17 protein-coding genes are annotated in these 18322 nt (G+C 45.0%); 13 read left to right on the top strand and 4 right to left on the bottom strand.

The features are described 5' to 3' along the window. Positions 1–2: 2 nt before the first annotated feature. Positions 3–944, top strand: a complete 942-nt coding sequence (locus tag QMA13_RS19375) for an aldo/keto reductase (RefSeq protein WP_282935400.1) — start codon at positions 3–5, stop codon at positions 942–944. A gap of 55 nt (positions 945–999) precedes the next feature. Here QMA13_RS19375 and QMA13_RS19370 read toward each other — a convergent pair whose 3' ends face one another. Next, the gene (locus tag QMA13_RS19370) at positions 1000–1146 is read right to left on the bottom strand and encodes a DUF4023 domain-containing protein (RefSeq protein WP_282935399.1); all 147 of its coding nucleotides are present in this window, start codon (positions 1144–1146) and stop codon (positions 1000–1002) included. Positions 1147–1268: 122 nt separating this feature from the next. Between QMA13_RS19370 and QMA13_RS19365 the strand changes: the two genes are divergently transcribed. The 6 genes from QMA13_RS19365 to QMA13_RS19340 all read left to right on the top strand — a co-directional run bounded on the left by QMA13_RS19365 (position 1269) and on the right by QMA13_RS19340 (position 6212). Next, positions 1269–1940 (top strand): class I SAM-dependent methyltransferase, encoded by a 672-nt coding sequence (locus QMA13_RS19365; protein ID WP_282935398.1) that lies wholly within the window; start codon positions 1269–1271, stop codon positions 1938–1940. 17 nt (positions 1941–1957) lie between these two features. Continuing rightward, positions 1958–2821: a carbon-nitrogen hydrolase family protein gene (locus QMA13_RS19360; protein WP_282935397.1), complete on the top strand. Its 864-nt coding sequence runs from the start codon at positions 1958–1960 to the stop codon at positions 2819–2821. 17 nt (positions 2822–2838) lie between these two features. Next, complete coding sequence (locus tag QMA13_RS19355) at positions 2839–3510, top strand: GNAT family N-acetyltransferase (RefSeq protein ID WP_282935396.1); 672 nt, start codon at positions 2839–2841, stop codon at positions 3508–3510. Positions 3511–3603: 93 nt separating this feature from the next. Continuing rightward, complete coding sequence (locus tag QMA13_RS19350) at positions 3604–4242, top strand: superoxide dismutase family protein (protein ID WP_282935395.1); 639 nt, start codon at positions 3604–3606, stop codon at positions 4240–4242. 131 nt (positions 4243–4373) lie between these two features. Further along, positions 4374–5453: a DUF3900 domain-containing protein gene (locus QMA13_RS19345; RefSeq protein ID WP_282935394.1), complete on the top strand. Its 1080-nt coding sequence runs from the start codon at positions 4374–4376 to the stop codon at positions 5451–5453. Positions 5454–5579: 126 nt separating this feature from the next. After that, positions 5580–6212, top strand: coding sequence for a pyridoxamine 5'-phosphate oxidase family protein (locus tag QMA13_RS19340; protein WP_282935393.1), 633 nt, complete (start codon positions 5580–5582; stop codon positions 6210–6212). A gap of 48 nt (positions 6213–6260) precedes the next feature. On the opposite strand, the gene QMA13_RS19335 is transcribed toward QMA13_RS19340, so the two are convergent. Then, entirely contained in the window at positions 6261–7970 is a 1710-nt protein-coding gene (locus tag QMA13_RS19335) for a vWA domain-containing protein (RefSeq protein WP_282935392.1), read from the bottom strand. A 32-nt stretch (positions 7971–8002) separates the two neighbouring features. Next, positions 8003–9304: an AAA family ATPase gene (locus tag QMA13_RS19330; RefSeq protein WP_282935391.1), complete on the bottom strand. Its 1302-nt coding sequence runs from the start codon at positions 9302–9304 to the stop codon at positions 8003–8005. Positions 9305–9449: 145 nt separating this feature from the next. Here QMA13_RS19330 and QMA13_RS19325 point away from each other — a divergent pair, with 145 nt between their 5' ends. From QMA13_RS19325 to QMA13_RS19310, 4 genes are all read left to right on the top strand, one after another. Next, positions 9450–9926 carry a glutathione peroxidase gene (locus QMA13_RS19325; RefSeq protein WP_282935390.1) on the top strand — a complete coding sequence of 159 codons (477 nt, stop codon included), beginning with the start codon at positions 9450–9452 and terminating at the stop codon, positions 9924–9926. 286 nt (positions 9927–10212) lie between these two features. Then, complete coding sequence (locus QMA13_RS19320) at positions 10213–11904, top strand: GGDEF domain-containing phosphodiesterase (protein ID WP_282935389.1); 1692 nt, start codon at positions 10213–10215, stop codon at positions 11902–11904. A 174-nt stretch (positions 11905–12078) separates the two neighbouring features. Then, complete coding sequence (gene larE / locus QMA13_RS19315) at positions 12079–12921, top strand: ATP-dependent sacrificial sulfur transferase LarE (protein ID WP_028548275.1); 843 nt, start codon at positions 12079–12081, stop codon at positions 12919–12921. Between the two features lie 32 nt (positions 12922–12953). Beyond that, a complete protein-coding gene (locus QMA13_RS19310) occupies positions 12954–13943 on the top strand; it encodes a 2-hydroxyacid dehydrogenase (protein WP_282935388.1) in 990 nt (329 codons plus the stop codon). A 74-nt stretch (positions 13944–14017) separates the two neighbouring features. On the opposite strand, the gene QMA13_RS19305 is transcribed toward QMA13_RS19310, so the two are convergent. Then, positions 14018–16174: a HelD family protein gene (locus tag QMA13_RS19305; protein ID WP_282935387.1), complete on the bottom strand. Its 2157-nt coding sequence runs from the start codon at positions 16172–16174 to the stop codon at positions 14018–14020. Between the two features lie 206 nt (positions 16175–16380). Between QMA13_RS19305 and QMA13_RS19300 the strand changes: the two genes are divergently transcribed. Then, positions 16381–17337, top strand: a complete 957-nt coding sequence (locus QMA13_RS19300; RefSeq protein WP_282935386.1) for an ABC transporter permease — start codon at positions 16381–16383, stop codon at positions 17335–17337. A 30-nt stretch (positions 17338–17367) separates the two neighbouring features. After that, positions 17368–18240 carry a carbohydrate ABC transporter permease gene (locus QMA13_RS19295; RefSeq protein ID WP_282935385.1) on the top strand — a complete coding sequence of 291 codons (873 nt, stop codon included), beginning with the start codon at positions 17368–17370 and terminating at the stop codon, positions 18238–18240. Positions 18241–18322: the final 82 nt, after the last annotated feature.

Raw genomic sequence — 18322 nt, 5'->3', positions numbered from 1 at the left:
CCATGGAAACGATCCGTATTGAAGGATTACAGAAACCGATATCCAATTTAATTCAGGGCTCAGATTTTTTTAAGCATGATGTCTACGATAAGGTATGTGATGTACTGGACAATTACTTTGCTATTGGCGGAAATACGATAGATACAGCTCATATTTACTGTGGCGGTCAAAGTGAAGAAACGATTGGCAGATGGCTGCAAGAACGGGGAAACCGGCAGGATGTAGTGATTCTAACTAAGGGAGCACATCACAATGCGGACGGTCCTCGTGTGAATCCTGAAGCTATTCGGAGTGATTTGGACAAAAGCTTGGAACGTCTGGGTACCGATTATATTGATCTCTACGCTTTGCATCGCGATGATGAGAATATTCCGGTCAGCATCATTATGGATGCTTTGAATGAACAAATCCGCGATGGACGTATCCATGCGATAGGAGCTTCGAATTGGTCATACCAAAGACTCCAGGAAGCCAACGATTACGCCGCGGCCAACGGATTGGTAGGTTTTACTTTCAGTAGTCCGAACTTGAGCCTGGCTAAACCGAATGAACCTCATTGGTTTGGCTGCGTATCTGCAGATGAGGAAACATGCAAATGGCATGAAAAAACACAGCTTCCACTTCTATCATGGTCGTCCCAGGCGAGAGGGTTCTTTACTGGCCGATTTGCACCTGATAAATTGGATGATAAAGAAATCGTTCGTATTTATTATAGTGATGCTAACTGGGAGCGCTTGCGCAGAGCGCAGGAGCTGGCTTCCCAAAAAGGTGTCAGCATGATTCAGATTGCTTTGGCTTATGTAATGAATCAATCATTTCCAACAGCAGCTTTAATCGGGGCTAGAGATATGACGGAGTTAACGTCTTGCCGAGACGGGGCGAGAATTCGCTTGACAGAGGAAGAAATGAATTGGTTAGAGCACGTCGATACGGTTGAAGCCTAAGTCAACATCTTCATACACATGGAAAAAGCACCTGTTAAGGGTGCTTTTTGTTTTGTTAGTTGCCGTTACGATGCTGTTTTCCAGGCAGGGACTTGTCTGGGTGGCCATCACCTTGATGCTTACGGTTTTTTTTATCTTTGGCCTGAGTATCGTGAACCTTCTCAATCCAGCTCTCCGTATCTCCAGTTAAGTTATCCTTCATTATCGATATTCCCCTCCTTTCATTGTACCGTAGTATGCCCATGAGCCGTGGTTTTCTTGTATTATTGATGATATAATGTCTGAACAAAATAGTTATGATCTGGAAGCGAGCTGATACAGTGCATGAACCCTCGCGAACTTTTCGGCGATATGGATATTTATTTATTTGATCAGTTATTAAAAGGCCGAATTACAGAAGAGATGCGAATTCTTGACGCAGGCTGTGGCACGGGTAGAAACCTTACTTATTTTTTGCGAAGCGGCTATCATGTTTTCGCAGTAGATAGATCGGAAGAAGCGGTTCAAAGCGTCAGGAAGCTAGGGCGATCATTAGCTCCAGAATGGTCGGATGAGCAAGCTCGTGTAGAGCCCGTTGAAAAAATGAGCTTTGCCAACGATAGCTTTGATGTCGTAATAAGCTGCGCTGTTCTTCATTTTGCAGTGCATGATGCTCATTTCCAGCAGATGGTTCAAGAACTGTGGAGGGTACTGCGACCAGGCGGATTGCTGTTCGCGAGACTGGCTTCGAGCATCGGAATAGAGGACCGGGTGCTTCAATTAGAGAACGATCAATATAAGCTACCAGATGGAAGTACGCGCTTTCTTGTAGATGAGCAGCGATTGATGAAAATGACGGAGAAGCTGCAGGGCATTTTGCTAGAGCCTATCAAAACGGTCAATGTGGCAAATCAGCGTTGCATGACGACCTGGTGTGTGAAGAAGCCGCATATCTTATTTTTTGATCCGATAGAAGAAAGTGTTCAAGAAAAAGACTACTTAGTTAGCAAAGAGTAAGGAGAGATTATAGAACTATGAAACTTAGAGTATCTGCTGTGCAATATCATTTGCATACGATTGGAAGCTTTGAAGAGTTCGCTGCTCAAGTAACTCATTACGTAAAAACAGCCGAGGAATTCGAAGCCGATTTCGTCCTATTCCCGGAACTGTTTACTACGCAGCTAATGTCCATTGGAGGAGGCAAACGACATCCCGAATCCCTGACAATCGACGAACTTCCTGCTTTTACGGATTCGTACAAGCAGCTCTTTGTGTCCCTTGCGAAGCAAACCGGGATGCATATCATCGGTGGAACACATATTATTGAGGAACAAGGGCGTCTGTATAATACCGCATTTCTTTTTTATCCGGATGGACGAATTGGAGAACAGCGCAAGCTCCATATTACCCCGCCGGAGGTAAAAGAATGGAATATGGAAGCCGGTGATGCGCTGCAAATTTTTGATACGGATAAAGGCAGAATCGCTGTACTAATTTGTTACGACATTGAATTCCCAGAGATCGTAAGAATGGCAAGGGCTCGCGGCGCCGATGTCGTGTTTTGCCCGTCATGTACAGATGATCGACACGGATTCCATCGCGTTCGCTATACTTGCCATGCAAGAACAATAGAGAATCAAATCTATGTTGTAACCACGGGAACGATCGGCTCCCTGCCTACCGTTGATTTTATGAGAGGGAACTATGGTCAAGCGGCTGTGATTACACCGAATGATGTACCTTTTCCTCCTGGTGGTTTACTGGCCGTAGGGGAAATTAACCATGATATGGTCATTACGGCAGATTTGGATTTAAGCCTGCTGCAGCAGGTGCGTGAGAAGGGTTCAGTAACGACATGGCGAGACCGCAGAACGGATCTGTACACGGATTGGAGTTAGAGAGGGGAGTAGGTTTCATGTATCGTAAAGAACTGTTCGTCTTTGATAACGACAGACCCGTTCCCGCCTGTGTCCGGTCATATACCCAAGCTGATTTCGCTGATTTGATCCGTATTCAGGAGGAAAGCTTTCCTCCGCCTTTTCCTTCAGAGCTTTGGTGGAATGAGGAGCAGCTCAACCAGCACATTACGCTTTTTCCTCAAGGGGCGTTATGTGTAGAACTGGAGGGCAGGGCTGTCGCGTCCATTACCGGACTGTTGATTGATTTTGATCCGGACCACGCACATCATACCTGGGAAGAAGTCACGGACGGCGGGTACATACGCAATCATAATGACAACGGCAACACTTTATATATTGTAGATATATGCGCGCTGCCAGCTTATCGTAAGCTCGGTCTTGGCAAGCTTCTCATGCAGTCGATGTACGAAGTAGTCATTCAATTAGGAGTGAAGAGGCTGCTCGGAGGCGGACGTATTCCTGGTTATCATCTTCATGCATCATCTATGACAGCTGAGCAGTATGTTGAAGCCGTTATTGAAGGAAAGCTGAGAGATCCGGTGCTTACTTTCTTAATGCGCTGCGGAAGGACACCAGTTAAATTGATCAGCGGTTATTTGGATGATGAGGATTCTCATCACTATGCGATGCTTATGGAATGGAGGAATCCATTTCTTCCACTTCAGTAGCGGTTGTTGTTCCATCTGAATTTAATGTTTATTTATTCTCCATTAGGTAAAGAATGATAGAGGAACATTTTTGAACCAATGGAGGATAAGAGCATGAGAAAATGGGTTAACCGCGGAGCGGTAATGTTAAGCTTCGCACTGGTGCTTACTTCAGGATGCGAGTGGAAGTCAGTGTCTACTACGGCAACGGCAGACCAGAATCATCCGGGACATCATGAGGGGTCTTTAACGGAACAAAGTACTGGTACCAATTCCACGGCAGCCAACGCTAATGAACCGGCGCCTGCTCCGAAGACGATCGATATCATCAACAGCAAAGGATCAAAAATTGGAACAGCAACGCTAACTCAGGTTCCTGAAGGTGTAAAGTTTCAAGTAGATGTTTCCGGGCTGACTCCTGGTAAGCATGGCATGCACGTTCATCAAACGGGAGTATGCACTCCGCCAGATTTCAAATCGGCTGGGGAGCATTTCAACCCTGAGCACAAGCAGCACGGCTTTGATAATCCGAAAGGCTACCATGCAGGAGATTTGCCGAACCTGGAGGTTGGCTCCGACGGTAGAGGCAGAGCAGAAGTAGTAGCTCCGAAATTAACGTTGGCGAAGGACAAAGCAAATTCTGTCATCAGAACTGGCGGCACTGCGCTTGTGATCCATGAAAAAGAAGACGATTATAAAACGGACCCTGCGGGCAATTCCGGTGATCGGATTGCTTGCGGAGTCATCATGTAATGACATTTTCTAGGCGGTAAAGCATTGCCGCTTCCTTGAACCTGTGTTACGATGTTTAAGCACCCACCTTAAAGGCTGATGAAACAGTCTATGGGGTGGGTTTTTACTTGTTATGGGGGAGCTTTCATACGATGAAATTTGAGGTAGAATATATTTCTTTCTTTGTTATTCAGGTAGATGGAGAGGACAATCAGTCAGGTAAGTACTGCAAGCATTACCAGACGCTGGACGGCGAGGATTATGCTGAGAGCGAACTGAGCTCTTTTCTAGGAAGTGAATTTACCAAGATTGCCAAGCGCAGCGCGGAACGTAATCCCAAAGCTGAACAGGTTCCGACGAAGATCGGGAGGTTTGCCGTCGAGCCTGGGTACGATTTGGAAAGTAATCCGAATTATAATCTGTTTGCACGCTTGCGAATGGCTGAAACGAAGGATGCCTATGTGGAGCACGCTGAGGCTCTGGTTCAAGCCTACATGGATACAAGTGCGATTCGGGGTGGTGCCGTATTCATTGTTCGGGCCAAGCATCATCAATTGTTCGATGAGCCGTTTATTTTTGTATTGAAGTGTGATTTTGAACAAAAAATCGCTCGTATTACGGATGAACGAAGTCTTTTGAATAAAGTTGAAATGGCGATCAATGCGAAAAATATGAAGTCCATCATGTATCCGCACATGCCGGAAGAGGGGATGCTGGAGCCGTGGGAGTTGAAAATACACCAGTCGTCTCACGCCCGGTACTTCGAAGATTTTCTTAAATACGTCGAGTATGAAAAATCGATGCCCGAAATGATGAACGAACAGGTCATGGGCTTTGTTCATCAATACATCGAGCAAGTATATGAAGATAATGAAGAGGCACGTGAGAAGGAAACACAAGAGATGGAGCTGTGGGCCAACAGCGAGAAGCGTGAGCTTCAGGAAAAATGGACACAAGAGCAGGTTGTAGAGGCGTCGTCCTTTCTGATTGAGCAGAAGCCGGATATCGAAATGAAGATGAAGGTTGGCAATATGACGGTTAGGGCGCTTCTGGCTGATTTTGGTGATCGTTTGCATATTGCCAAGCTGGGAAATCGGTATGTCGTCGTCATAGAAGGTGACGGCTTGGAGTTTGATAAAGGTATCTCGCCGGTTGAACTGCTACACCCGGAATCATTGGATCAAATTGTTGATCGCATACAGCGTAAAGCAGAGGAAGAAGTGGACTATTAAGGAGAAAGCACCAAGAGTTTGGAGAGCATTACAAGATCCTTACAGTGAGTCGACGCACGCTTGAGTTCAATTGAGGATATGGGAAAGAAACAATAATGTGGCATAGCAAGGAGAGGTGGGGAAGGTATGGAGCAAGGGAAGTCTGCGTTTAAACAAGTCATTTCCTCCGAACAGGAATTAAGAGATATTCTTGGTTATCCTGGTGAGGTTGTAGCTCGTAAGGTTGTATCAGCAATAGACAGTCACTGTCAGGATTATATATCGAGGTCACCTTTCGTGCTTGTAGCAACAGCAGATCAAGATGGAAAATGCGACGTATCTCCCAGAGGGGATGCCCCTGGCTTTGTCCTCGTTCTTGATGAGCAAAAGCTTGTCATTCCAGAGAGACCAGGAAATCGAAGAATGGACTCCTTGCGCAATATCGTATCCAACCCGAATATCGGCTTAATATTTTTGATCCCTGGTTTGGAGGAAACGCTTCGTGTGAACGGCAGGGCTTATGTGACCCAAGAAGCGAAGCTGCTCGAAAGAATGCAAGCGAACGGCAAAACTCCTCTTCTCGGTATTGGTGTTGAAGTAGAAGAATGTTATATGCACTGCGCAAAAGCATTCAAACGTTCGATGCTGTGGAACCCTGACACATGGCTTGAAAAAGATCAGCTTCCTGTACCTGCCCGCATTCTTGCAAAGCATACGGGGGCAACAGAAGATCATATCGCTAAGTCTCTGGAGGAAAGCTATCGGCTGCGAATGTATTGAAAAGCATCTAAAAACCCGCTAATCCTTAAGATTCGCGGGTTTTTAACTTTAGCGTTTGCGAAACACATCAAGAAGCAGTTCGTCCTTAGCAGGGTCTTGGGAATCCCATGTGGCCGCGAAGCGAACTTGATGGGATACGCCAAGAATATCGTAGGAGTTTGCTAAGTGCTGACGGGCATTGCCGATAATTAGCGTATGGAGGCGCACCTGCTTCTTTTTGCCCAGCTCGCTTAGCTGAGCTCGAACCTGAGCTCCTATGGTTCCGATCCCGTCAGTAACCATAACGAAATCGGCATCCTGAAACCGAGGATGATTCTCCACCAATTCGATGCCGCGCTTGATCGGCGCATCGAAATGCGTACCGCCGCCAAAGGCGAGCTGCGACATGGCATAAAATGCCTGCCAATCAGGCTTAAGCCAATACAGCGGCTTTTCTACAAGCTCGCCTCTAGTGCCGAACAAGAGCAAGATGAAGTCACGGCGTTCGAGAAGACTGAAAGCGGCGAAGGTTGCTGTGAATATTTGCGCGAGACGCAGCTTGCTGCCGCGCATGGAGTGCGATGTATCGAGCATACAAATGACGGGGCCTTTCTGAGGCTCGTCTGTTATGCCGGTTATGTTGTATGTTAGAAGCTTGCGGTCCAGCCACTTTAAGGTAAAATACATCTCAAAGTCCTCATCCGCTAATAAGCTGGCCTCGCTTGGCAGCATATGCGCGATGTTGCCGGATTGACGAAGGTCGTCATAAGCTTCCGGAATATGGGGCGAACGCATTTGTTTGCGGAGCACCTTAAGATGCTGCAGATTGCGGCCCACCTCCTGAAGAAAGGCGACTAGCTCCGGGTGACGCTTCAGTTTGTCCACCCATGACATGTAATTAGCGAACTCTTGTCGGTGAAGCCGACCCAGATCGCTTCCCCAGCGACGATTGGCAATCCGCTGGCTGGCTTGGAGCAAATCATGTACATTCAAGCTTTCTTGATCCTCAAGAGCAAGAGACTCTTTTAATGAACGGTTCAGCCACTGACCGAGCTGCTCCTCCAGCTGCTGAAACAGCTCTTTGTCCCGTTTGGTAAATCGCTCAAGCTGCTTTTCGCGCTGCTCTAATTCAGCTTCCGTTTTCTTCAGCCTTTGTCTTACTTTCTCCCGTTTGGTAAAGTCCGTCCGCATCTGCTCCTGAAGCTTTTCAATGCGATGCTTTAGCTGTATGATTTCAGCCTCTACCAAAGGGCGGGTATCGAGAGCAGCCTGCTTATCTTCAACATTCTTTTTGCCCTGCTGAAGTGTATAACCAACCAGCTTTAACTTCTCGATCTGTTTATCAGACAGACGTTCATTGATTCGGGTTTCGTCTTGGCCTTGCTGCTGCATTCGCTCGTTGAAGCCAATGGATAGCTGTTGTTCGTCTTTTTGTCGCCGTTTGACTTCCTCGGCATAGCTGTTTGTTAACCACATTAAGCTTTTTAATGCTGTTTTAAACGAAGCGTTAACCTCACCGATGGTTCTAGGATGGATCGTTCGGTAAAAAAACTGTCCACGAAGCTGCTGGACCAGCCAACGATGAAACGGAGCCTCGTCCTGTGTGGAGTCATAATGCGTCTTAGGTAAATAAAAGCACATGAAAAAGTCGGCAAATAATTCTATCGAAAACCATGCTGTTGTCGCCTGCGCTTCTCGGATCCATTCCTGGGCTGCTCTAGAGGAGTGGACGTAACCGTCAAAGACGAACCGGTCGATACGCGCACATTGAATGATCATAAGGGTTCACCGCCGGTAACTTGATGTTCGGTCTATAACGTGTAATCGTACTGAACGCCTGGAATTTCACGATCAAACAACGTCCGGTACAATCCTTGGAGCGTCTGCAATATACGTTCTCCTTGTATACGAAGATGGGTATATTTCACCGCGAAGCGGTCCGTTTGTGTTAGTAAAAAGTTCTGATTGCGGATATAGCCGGGCAAATCTTTCTCCCGCTGCTGCCATTGAACAAGCTTGCCGCGCAGAGTTCTGGCCGTTTCCTCTAGTTCAATCCGGCAGTTCTCCAGCTTTTCCCTCATTTGTTCTTGAGCTGCTTTATCCAAGCTGCCTCCTACCTCTTTTTTAAACTGAAAGGCGTGCAGCTCATCTTCCATGCTTAACCAATGCTTGGCAGTTTGATCATAAGTACGGAGCGGCAGTTCACGTTCGGATTCCTGCTTCAGCGCTTCTTGAAATTCTTTCTGAAACAGCTCTTGCAGCACAGCCAAGTCTTCTGGAAAATCCCATAGCATATGCGGCGTAAAGACGGTATCCCAAACGTTAACTGAGGCGCGGCCATTAAGGGCAGCGGAAGTTTTCCAGACTTGACCGATTTTTCTCCATCTGCGATCGGACAAGGCGAACTCTTTGGTTTCCATTTCTGTTTTCAACCGGTACAACATGTAAATGAGCGTTTCCGGAAGGGTTACTTGATCCGCTTTAGAACGCATGGTCTCCACATCCTGTAGAGACAGTAATGACGGGAGCGGCTCCGTAGGGAGCTGGAACATTTTTTCATAGCTGGACATTTGCTTTATAAACGCGACTTCATAACGAATAAGAAATCGGTCGTACAGCGCTGTTAATTGATCGTTGTCCTCAGGAAGCTCGTTTGATGCAGCCATAAGGAAAACGAGAGGCACCTTTTCTTTTTCACGGCCGTTGAAAAAAATACGTTCATTCAAAATAGATAGCAAAGCGTTAAGAATGGCGCTGTTGGCTTTAAAGATTTCATCAAGAAATGCAAAATGGGAAGAAGGCAAATAACCTTCCGTTTGACGTACATAAACATCCTGCTTCAGTTGCTGTAGAGATACCGGGCCGAACATCTCGTCAGGAGTTGTAAAACGGGTTAGTAAGTAATCGAACCAACGTTCGCCCCCGAATAACTGGGATATGGACCTAGCAAGCTGAGATTTCGCAGTCCCGGGCGGTCCAATAAGCAGCACGTTCTCATTACTCATTAATCCGAGAAGGAGCAGACGGATCAATTCTTCTCGCTCCAGGAATCTGCTTTCCAGCAGTTGGATGGCTTGCTCGAGCTTATTCTGGATGATTTGAGTGTCATTCATCAAAGGGTTCCTCCTAGAGCAGCTTGCGATTTTATAACCTTTTTATTGTATCAAAATAGGTCACTTTATACGAATGGCTAGAGGATTTTTATTCCAATCGCTTTCGTGATATGATGATAAAAGCTAAGACAAGGAGGAATGGACAATGGCATCCATCTATACGATATCGGTTCAAACGGCAGAAGGCAGTACGAAATCATTAAGTGACTACAAAGGAAAAGTATTGCTGATCGTCAATGTAGCTTCCAAATGCGGCTTCACGCCCCAATACGCTGGTCTTGAAAAGCTGAATCAGCAGTGGAAGGACAAGGGACTCGTTATACTTGGCTTTCCTTGCAACGATTTTGGTGGACAAGAGCCTGGGACCATGGAAGAAATCCAACAGTTCTGCAGCGTGAACTACGGTGTTAGCTTTGAAGTATTGGGTAAGGTAAATATCCTCGGAGAGGACAAGCATCCATTGTATCAGCTGCTGACAGAAGCAGCAGAGCCGAGTGGTGATGTCAAATGGAATTTTGAAAAATTCTTAATTGATAGAGAAGGCGAGATCCAAGGACGTTTTTCCAGCCGCGTAGCTCCTGAGGACCAAGAGCTGCAAGAAGCTATCGAGAAATTATTATAAATGAAAGTGAAGAATCGCGCGGGAAACCGGCGATTCTTTTTTTTTTTTTTGCAAACTTATAAAAGGCTGTAGTAGTTTAAACCAAGCAGCTTATTTATGTAACCGCAGCTCATTTGATCTAATTGCTTTGTTTTGAAGCAAAATGGCTTATTTTATGAACGAAATGTGTGATTGCATTCATTTATCAACATTTATCAACATTTTTCATCAAATTATTTAAATTCCACCTAGACCTTATGGTATAATAAACCAAAATATCGTACGGCAAGGTGGGAGTGAGTTCAGCATGAATGAATCGGAATCGATAAGCGTTATCACATCGCATCCTCTATTTGATTTGAGTGGGGATGCCATGCTGCTTCTGGATATGAACGGCTGCATTCATCAGGTGAACCCGGAGTACAACAAGCTAACCGGATATGACGATATGACAGTAATCAATCAGCATTTCGTTAATTTTATAGAACCGGATAGCGCAGCTTCTTTTATGACACACCTCACTCGGGCAGATCATGGTGAGGCCTCCCATATGGAGTGTGATTTTCGCCATCGATCCGGGCATGTGCTCACTATGAATTTAAGGTTCATTCCGATCCGAAGTGATGAACAAAGCTACATATTTCTGACAATGAAGGATATTACCGAGCAAAGACTCACTGTTCAATTGATTGAGCATATGGCTTATCACGACACACTGACTGGACTGCCTAACCGAACCTTGTTTCAAATTCAGCTGACGCAGACGATTGCCACAGCAGGGAGCGAACTTCCGCATTCCCCTTTTGCCATTATGTTGATCAATCTGGAACGGTTCCAGATCATCAATGAATCCTTAGGCTTGAATTGGGGCGATATGCTGCTAAAACAAGTCAGCGAACGGCTTCAGCGATGCATTAAAAATGCGGATTTGATCTCCCGTCTTAGCAATTATGAATTCGTTATTTTGTATAGAAGGCTGAATGATTCCATTGATTTAATCGAACAATCAAGAATTATTCATCAGCAGCTGATGGCGCCGTTCGTCGTATATGACCGTGAGTTTGTTATCCCAGGAACGATTGGCATTGCTCTTTATCCGCAAAACGGCACGGACATGAACGGATTGCTGCGTCATGCATCCAAAGTTCTGACGGAAGAGAAGGAAAAGGCTCATGGCTGGAATCGATCGCATCACGATGAGTTAACGTCGAATCCATTGCAGAGACTGGAGTTGGAATACGATCTGCGCAAAGCATTGGAACGTAACGAATTCGAGCTTTATTACCAGCCTCAGTACGACATTCGAGACAATTTGCTGATAGGCATGGAAGCATTGATCCGTTGGCGCCACCCTAAGCACGGAATGATTTCACCTGCCCAATTTATCCCTTTAGCCGAAGAAACGGGACTTATCATACCCATTGGAGATTGGGTCATTAGAACGGCATGTATACAAAATAAACGATGGCAGGATGCCGGCTTGCCGAAGGTTACGGTTTCCGTCAATCTATCGACACGCCAATTTCAGAAAGCCGAGCTCGTGGGTGATATTTTGCAAGCTATCCAAGAAAGTGGTCTCGATCCGCAATGCTTGGAACTGGAAATTACGGAGAGCATGGCGATGGATAATGTGGAACGAGTGATTCAAAAGCTGAATGACCTGAAAAAAGAAGGAATTCGTATTTCTATGGATGATTTCGGAACAGGCTTCAGCTCGCTGCATTACTTGAAAAAAATACCGATTCATAAATTAAAAATCGATCAATCGTTTATTCGTGACATCACTATGGACCCAGACAATGCTGCCATCGTATCCACGATCATAGCCATGGCGAATCATTTAAAACTGGATGTGGTAGCGGAGGGCGTTGAGACGCTAGAGGACCTGCAATTCTTGCTGGAACAAAACTGCGCTCATGCGCAGGGGTATTTTTTTAGCAAACCGTTAACGCCTGCGGAGTTCGAACAGCTTCTATATACAAAAAACGCGCCTAACTAATAAAATTGTATGCCATATCCCTCGAAACCTCTTTTTCTAATTGAGAAAAAAGACTATAATGAATAAATCCAGGTACTCATAATGACTTTTATGCACACGATTGCAAAACAATGAAAGATATACCGGGACTAATAAGAATCGGTTTCCTGATGGAAACCTTCAGGAGGAATAAATATGGAGAGCATGGAACAAAAATATGAAAAGCTTGGTCAAATATTGCGATCCATGGACAAAGTAGTCGTTGCTTTTTCTGGTGGAGTCGACAGCGCCTTCTTGTTGAAAGCGGCACTTGAGTTTCTAGGTCATGACAAAGTATTGGCTATTACGGCTGATTCCGAAACTTATCCTGTCAGGGAGAAGGAAGAAGCTATTGCTTTGGCTAAAGAGCTAGGGGCTGCACACGAAGTTATTCATACTAGTGAGCTGGATATACCAGGTTATGCGGAAAATCCGACGAACCGTTGTTATTTTTGCAAAAATTCGCTTTTCGAGCATTTGATTCCTATTGCAAAAGAACGCGGATATGAACATGTGATTTTTGGTGCAATTGCAGATGACTTGGGTGAGCATCGCCCTGGATTGCAGGCCGCACATGAGAAGGGTGTAATCGCTCCGCTGTTGGAAGCGGGAATCAAGAAAGCCGAGATTCGTCATATGTCTCGACAATTTGGATTGCGTACTTGGGATAAGCCTTCATTTGCTTGTCTATCTTCAAGAATTCCTTACGGGGAAGCTATTACAGCATTGAAGCTGTCTATGATAGACCAAGCGGAGGATTTCTTGATTCAGCTAGGCTTTCGTCAAGTTCGTGTCCGTCAGCATGATAATCTGGCAAGAATCGAAGTCCCGGCATCGGATTTGGCGGAAGTACTCGCCGTTGCCGATACGGTTCATGCAAAGTTGAAGGAAATTGGATATGCCTACATTACTTTGGATCTGAAAGGGTACCGTTCTGGAAGTCTGAACGAGGTACTGAGTCCGGAACAGCAGGCGGTTCATGCGGAATCGGCATCATAACTCAGACAGGTAAAGGAAGGAAGCGACTAGCAGTGTCCCATAAACCCAAAATACTCATAACCCGAAAAATTCCCGCTGAATGTCTATCCTATTTGAAGGAGCATTGCGAGTGTACCCTATGGGAAGAAGAGGGATCGATTCCCAGAAACCAGCTTCTTGAGCAAATTAAGGATTACGAGGGACTTCTATTGAGCGGTACCTCCATAGACGCAGAGCTGCTTGATCGTGCGCCGCGGCTTAAAGCGGTAAGCTCGATCAGTGTTGGCTATAATCATTTTGATATTGATGAAATGAAGGCTAGAGGAGTTATTGGAACTCATACACCATATGTGCTTGATGATACGGTAGCAGATCTGGTGCTTGCATTAATGCTTTCTTCGTCGAGAAGAATAGCTGAGCTGGATGCCTTCGTTAAGAAGGGGAATTGGAGAAGAGGTGCCGTACGCGAAGAGCACTTATTCGGGATGGATGTTCATCATGCTACTTTAGGTATTATCGGCATGGGAAGAATCGGTGAGGCTATCGCGAAGAGAGCAGTGCGTGGCTTCGACATGAACCTGTTGTATTATAACCGCAGCAGAAAACCAGACGTGGAGGAAAGATTTGGCGCTGAATATCGCTCCCTTGAGGATCTTCTCACGGAATCCGATTTTGTAGTACTAATGACTCCTTTAACACCGGAGACAGTGCGTTTTATCCGTAAAGAGCATTTTGAGATGATGAAGCCAAGTGCTTTCTTTATCAATGCTTCACGTGGGCAAACCGTAGATGAGCAGGCATTAATCGAAGCTCTGCGTAATGGAACAATCCGCGGTGCAGGCTTGGACGTGTTCGACAAAGAGCCAATCTCACCGGATAATCCACTGCTGCAGCTGGACAATGTCGTAACCGTTCCCCATATTGGATCAGCTACAGTTAAAACAAGAAACGATATGGCGATGGTGGCTTCGCAAAATTTGGTCGGAGCTTTAACGGGCGGAAAAGCCTATGTTGTTCCGGAACTACAATACTTAGTAAAGTAATTTAGTTAAAGAAAAGCAGGATGCCTTAAATATTGAGGCTCCTGCTTTTTTGTTGATGAAATATGGATAGTTCATTAGTCTCGAACGACGAAATCACCTTGTATGTCGGCAATAAGGGGCGACGGTGTGCCGCTGTACCATAGCTGCAATGCGTGTAATGCACGAGTGCAGCCGACGTAAAGCAGCTTGGCGTCTTGCGGCGTTGCTTGATAATGCTCTGAGTCCGTATCCAGTATAATAACAGCATCGAATTCCAAGCCCTTGGCCATAAAGGACGGTACGACTGATATGCCACCCTCATATCGTTGTTGGCCAGCGGAGATTAGATTCGCAGGAACGCCCTCAGCGTTAAGTTGTTGATGCAGCTTGATGCATCGAGCTTCCGTTCTTCCTAAAATGGCAACTGTCGAAACTTCGCCGGACTGAATTCGTTTGATTTCGCTAATCAGCTTGTGAACGAGCTCTGATTCACTGGTCTGCACTACACGGACCGCATCGCCGCTGCGAAATACAGGAACGGCTAAGGCAGGAGTCTGGTCCCAACCTCGGGTCAGAACTTCATTTGCAAAATAAATAATTTCCATCGTGGAACGATAGCTTCGGTTTAATTGAAAATACGAGGTTTTGTCCTCATCGAACAGAGAACTGAATTCATTCCAGTCATTTATTCCTTGATAGGCATGAATACCCTGCGATAAGTCTCCTAGTATTGTAAATGAATCATTTCGTGTGTGCATTTGAAGCAGAGCTATTTGGAAAGGAGAGAAATCTTGTGCCTCGTCTACAACCGTATGGTCAAAGGTGAGTTCTCCGTGAATGCCATGAAATTTGGAACGGATAAACAGCAAGGGAGCGAGATCTTCTGGCTGCACCCGTTTCTTTTTGACATAGGCTTCGGTATAAGCGAATAAAGCTTCAGGCAGCTCAGCTTGGAGCTCTTTTGACAAGAAAGCAGGTACTGCGGATGATTGGAAAAGCTCCTTATAAAAGGAGAAGGGAGTGTATGAAGTCCAACTCTTCGTATACTCACGAAGCCGTTGAGCGGCTTTCTTCTTATACTCCTTTTTAAGATGAACCTCCCAAACCTTATCCAGCTCCATTTCCATCCATCGCTTCATTCTCGCCAGCACGCGCTCGCGGCGCTTCATCAACGGTTCATGTTTATTTTCAACATCATACCATTGCCGAATGGTCGTTTTGGATAATTTAGCTCCATCCCACGGAATGAAATCCGCTTTGGGAACTGCGGAAGCTTCGTATTGCTGCAAAGCTCGATCCAGCCAGCTCCTGAATGTTAACGATCCTTTGATGCGACCAGGAGCCGTTTCATCCATGGAGGGCCGCTCAGGTCCAACTTGGAACCAGTATTTCAATCGTTCGGCTTGGTCTGCCAATTGCACTTCATGATCGAGTAGTTCCAGAGCCCAATCCGAGAAGGTCGTCTGTTGAATGTGCCCGACTCCAAGCTCGGGAAGTACTCCTGAGATATAGTCGAGAAACATTCGGTTCGGTGCCAGAATGATCATTCGTTCCGCACGAACCTGATCCCGATATTGATATAAGAGGAAAGCGAGGCGATGTAGGGCTACTGTCGTTTTACCACTTCCAGCAACACCTTGAATAATTAACGCGCTATTCTTCACTGCCCGGATTATGGCGTCTTGCTCTGCTTGAATAGTGGAGACGATATCCCGAAGCTTGTTATCTTTATTTTCGCCCAAGCGATAGAGCAAGAATTCGTCGGTTACGGCCATTGTATCGCCTGAACGGTCGTATGTATCGACAACGCGCTGAAGAATTTGCTTGCGGATGACCAAATTTCGCTTCAAATAGACAAGTCCTTCCACAAGCCCATCCGGTGAATCATAGTTGACGGCTTCGGTACCTCCTGTAAATGAGTAAAACAAGCTCGCTACAGGAGCCCGCCAATCAATTACCATTAATTCCAGTGTAGGATCTTTTTCGACCCCAACTTTACCTATATATAATGGCGAGGGCTCGAGGTGGCCACTCTCTTGAAAATCCAATCTGCCGAAGTACGGCTCTGTTTGCGCTACGGCCAGGTTCCGACGTCTGGAATCACGAATCGACTCTAATACTTGCTCCGTATGGTCATCTCCATTATAGGGCGGATATTTTTGCAGCTCCGTTAGTTGCCTATCAATCTCCGCAAAAGTTTCTTCCAATTTATTTAATTCTTCTTGATATGCAATCTGCACACTGGATTCCAAAACAATAAACCTCCATTCGGTCCCAACCATGGATTTTTTAAACAGGGAATATACTATAGCATAGTAGGATTGGGAATTGCAACCATATGAAATACGTAAAAACGTAAAAAAACACAACTCACTACAAAGGAGTCCATTGTAGGACAAGCGGTCCACAAGTACAATCAAAGTACAAAATCATTCAATAACTAGAGGAGGGGTGGCGAATGGCAAGTAAAATTCAATCATCTGACCGCGTTCAAGTCAAATTTGAATCTAAAAACCACAAAATGAATTTTATTAGAAAATATTTCGCTCTTTATCTGATTTCAATTCCTGGTATTTTGTTCTTTTTAGTATTTAAATATGTACCGTTACTCGGCTCGGTCATTGCCTTTCAAGACTACAACATTTTTAAAGGGATCAGCGGAAGTGAATGGGTAGGTCTTGCTCATTTTAAAAGAATGTTTGAATACACTGAATTTATTATTATTCTTAAAAACACTTTGTTAATTGGTTTATACGATCTGGTGTTTGCGTTCCCTGTTCCAATCATACTTGCATTGCTTCTTAACGAGCTGCGCATTCACACGTATAAACGAATTGTACAAACGGTTATCTACATGCCGCACTTTTTATCTTGGGTTATCGTCGGCGGTATCGTAGTAGGTTTGCTTTCTCCGACAACTGGGTTTGTGAATCAAATTCTTTCTACTTTTGGAATTGAGCCAATCTACTTCTTGGGAGACAATTCTTACATCCGTACGATCTTGATCGGATCAGGTATCTGGAAAGATAGTGGATGGGGAACGATTATTTATTTGGCCGCTATCGCTGGTATTAATCCTGACTTGTATGAAGCTGCACAAATTGACGGAGCCAGCAAATGGCGTCAAACTTTCTCTATCACGATTCCAACCATTTTGCCGACCATCACGATATTGCTGCTTCTGCACATGGGGAACTTCTTGGACTTCGGTTTCGAACGCGTGTACATCTTCCTGAACCCACTTAATAGTGAAAATGGGGAAATACTTGATACTTATGTGTACAGAGCCGGTTTGGTAGACCGTCAGTACAGTTATACAACGGCTATCGGATTGTTCAAATCATTGATTGGTCTATTGCTAATCATGATCGGTAATACATTTAGTAAAAAGGCTACCGGTGACGGTCTGTACTAATAAGGAAAAGTACTACGGAGGTGAAACGAAATGGTTATTAGTAAAGGTGTAAAAACGTTTAACGTTATCAATATTATATTTCTGACATTACTTGGTTTAACCATGGTGCTTCCTTTGTTGCACGTAATCGCTCAATCATTCAGTAACAGCGTAGCGATAAATAAAGGTCTCGTGTATTTCTGGCCGGTTAATTTTACAGGCGCCAACTATACCAGTATTTTGAAGGACCAAACGATTTGGCTCGCTTTCAGAAACAGTGTTATCATTACAGTGGGTGGTACGCTGATTAACTTGATGGCTACAGCATCTCTGGCTTATCCATTATCCAGACAAGAGTATTTGGGTCGTAAAATCATTTTGATCATGGTTCTTGTCACTTTAATCTTCCATGCTCCATTAATTCCGAACTATTTGCTTCTGAAAAACATCAAGCTGTTGAACACATTGTGGGTGCTTATGATCCCTACTGCGATCAGTGCGTATAACTTATTCGTTATGAGATCGTTCTTTATGAACTTGCCAAATGAGCTGTTCGACTCCGCTCGTATTGACGGTTGTGGTGAAATGGGCATGCTGTGGAGAATCGTTCTTCCATTGTCCAAACCAGCTATGGCAACCATGGGGATTATGTATGCAGTATCCAACTGGAACACATACTCAGCGGCTATTTACTACATCAACAGTCGTTCCTTAATTCCGCTACAAGTAAGACTTCGTGAAATGATAATTACGGACCAGTTCGGAGCATCCGATTCATCCGCTTTGGATTCCGCAATTAACTTATCTCCTGAAGGTTTGAAAATGGCCGTAATCGTAATCGCAACTATACCTATTATGCTAATTTATCCTTTCCTGCAAAAGCATTTTATTAAAGGAATGCTCGTAGGCTCGATCAAATCATAAAAAAACACAACCTCCCGTAATTTTAACAATATTGATTATTGCTTTAGCAAGTTATAATAGCAATGTAAACGCAACCACAAAT

It is taken from the genome of Paenibacillus sp. RC67 (genome assembly GCF_030020805.1).
GTDB lineage: Bacteria > Bacillota > Bacilli > Paenibacillales > NBRC-103111 > Paenibacillus_S.
Note: the sequence above shows the minus strand (reverse complement) of the source record. Positions and strands in the feature narration are given on the sequence as shown.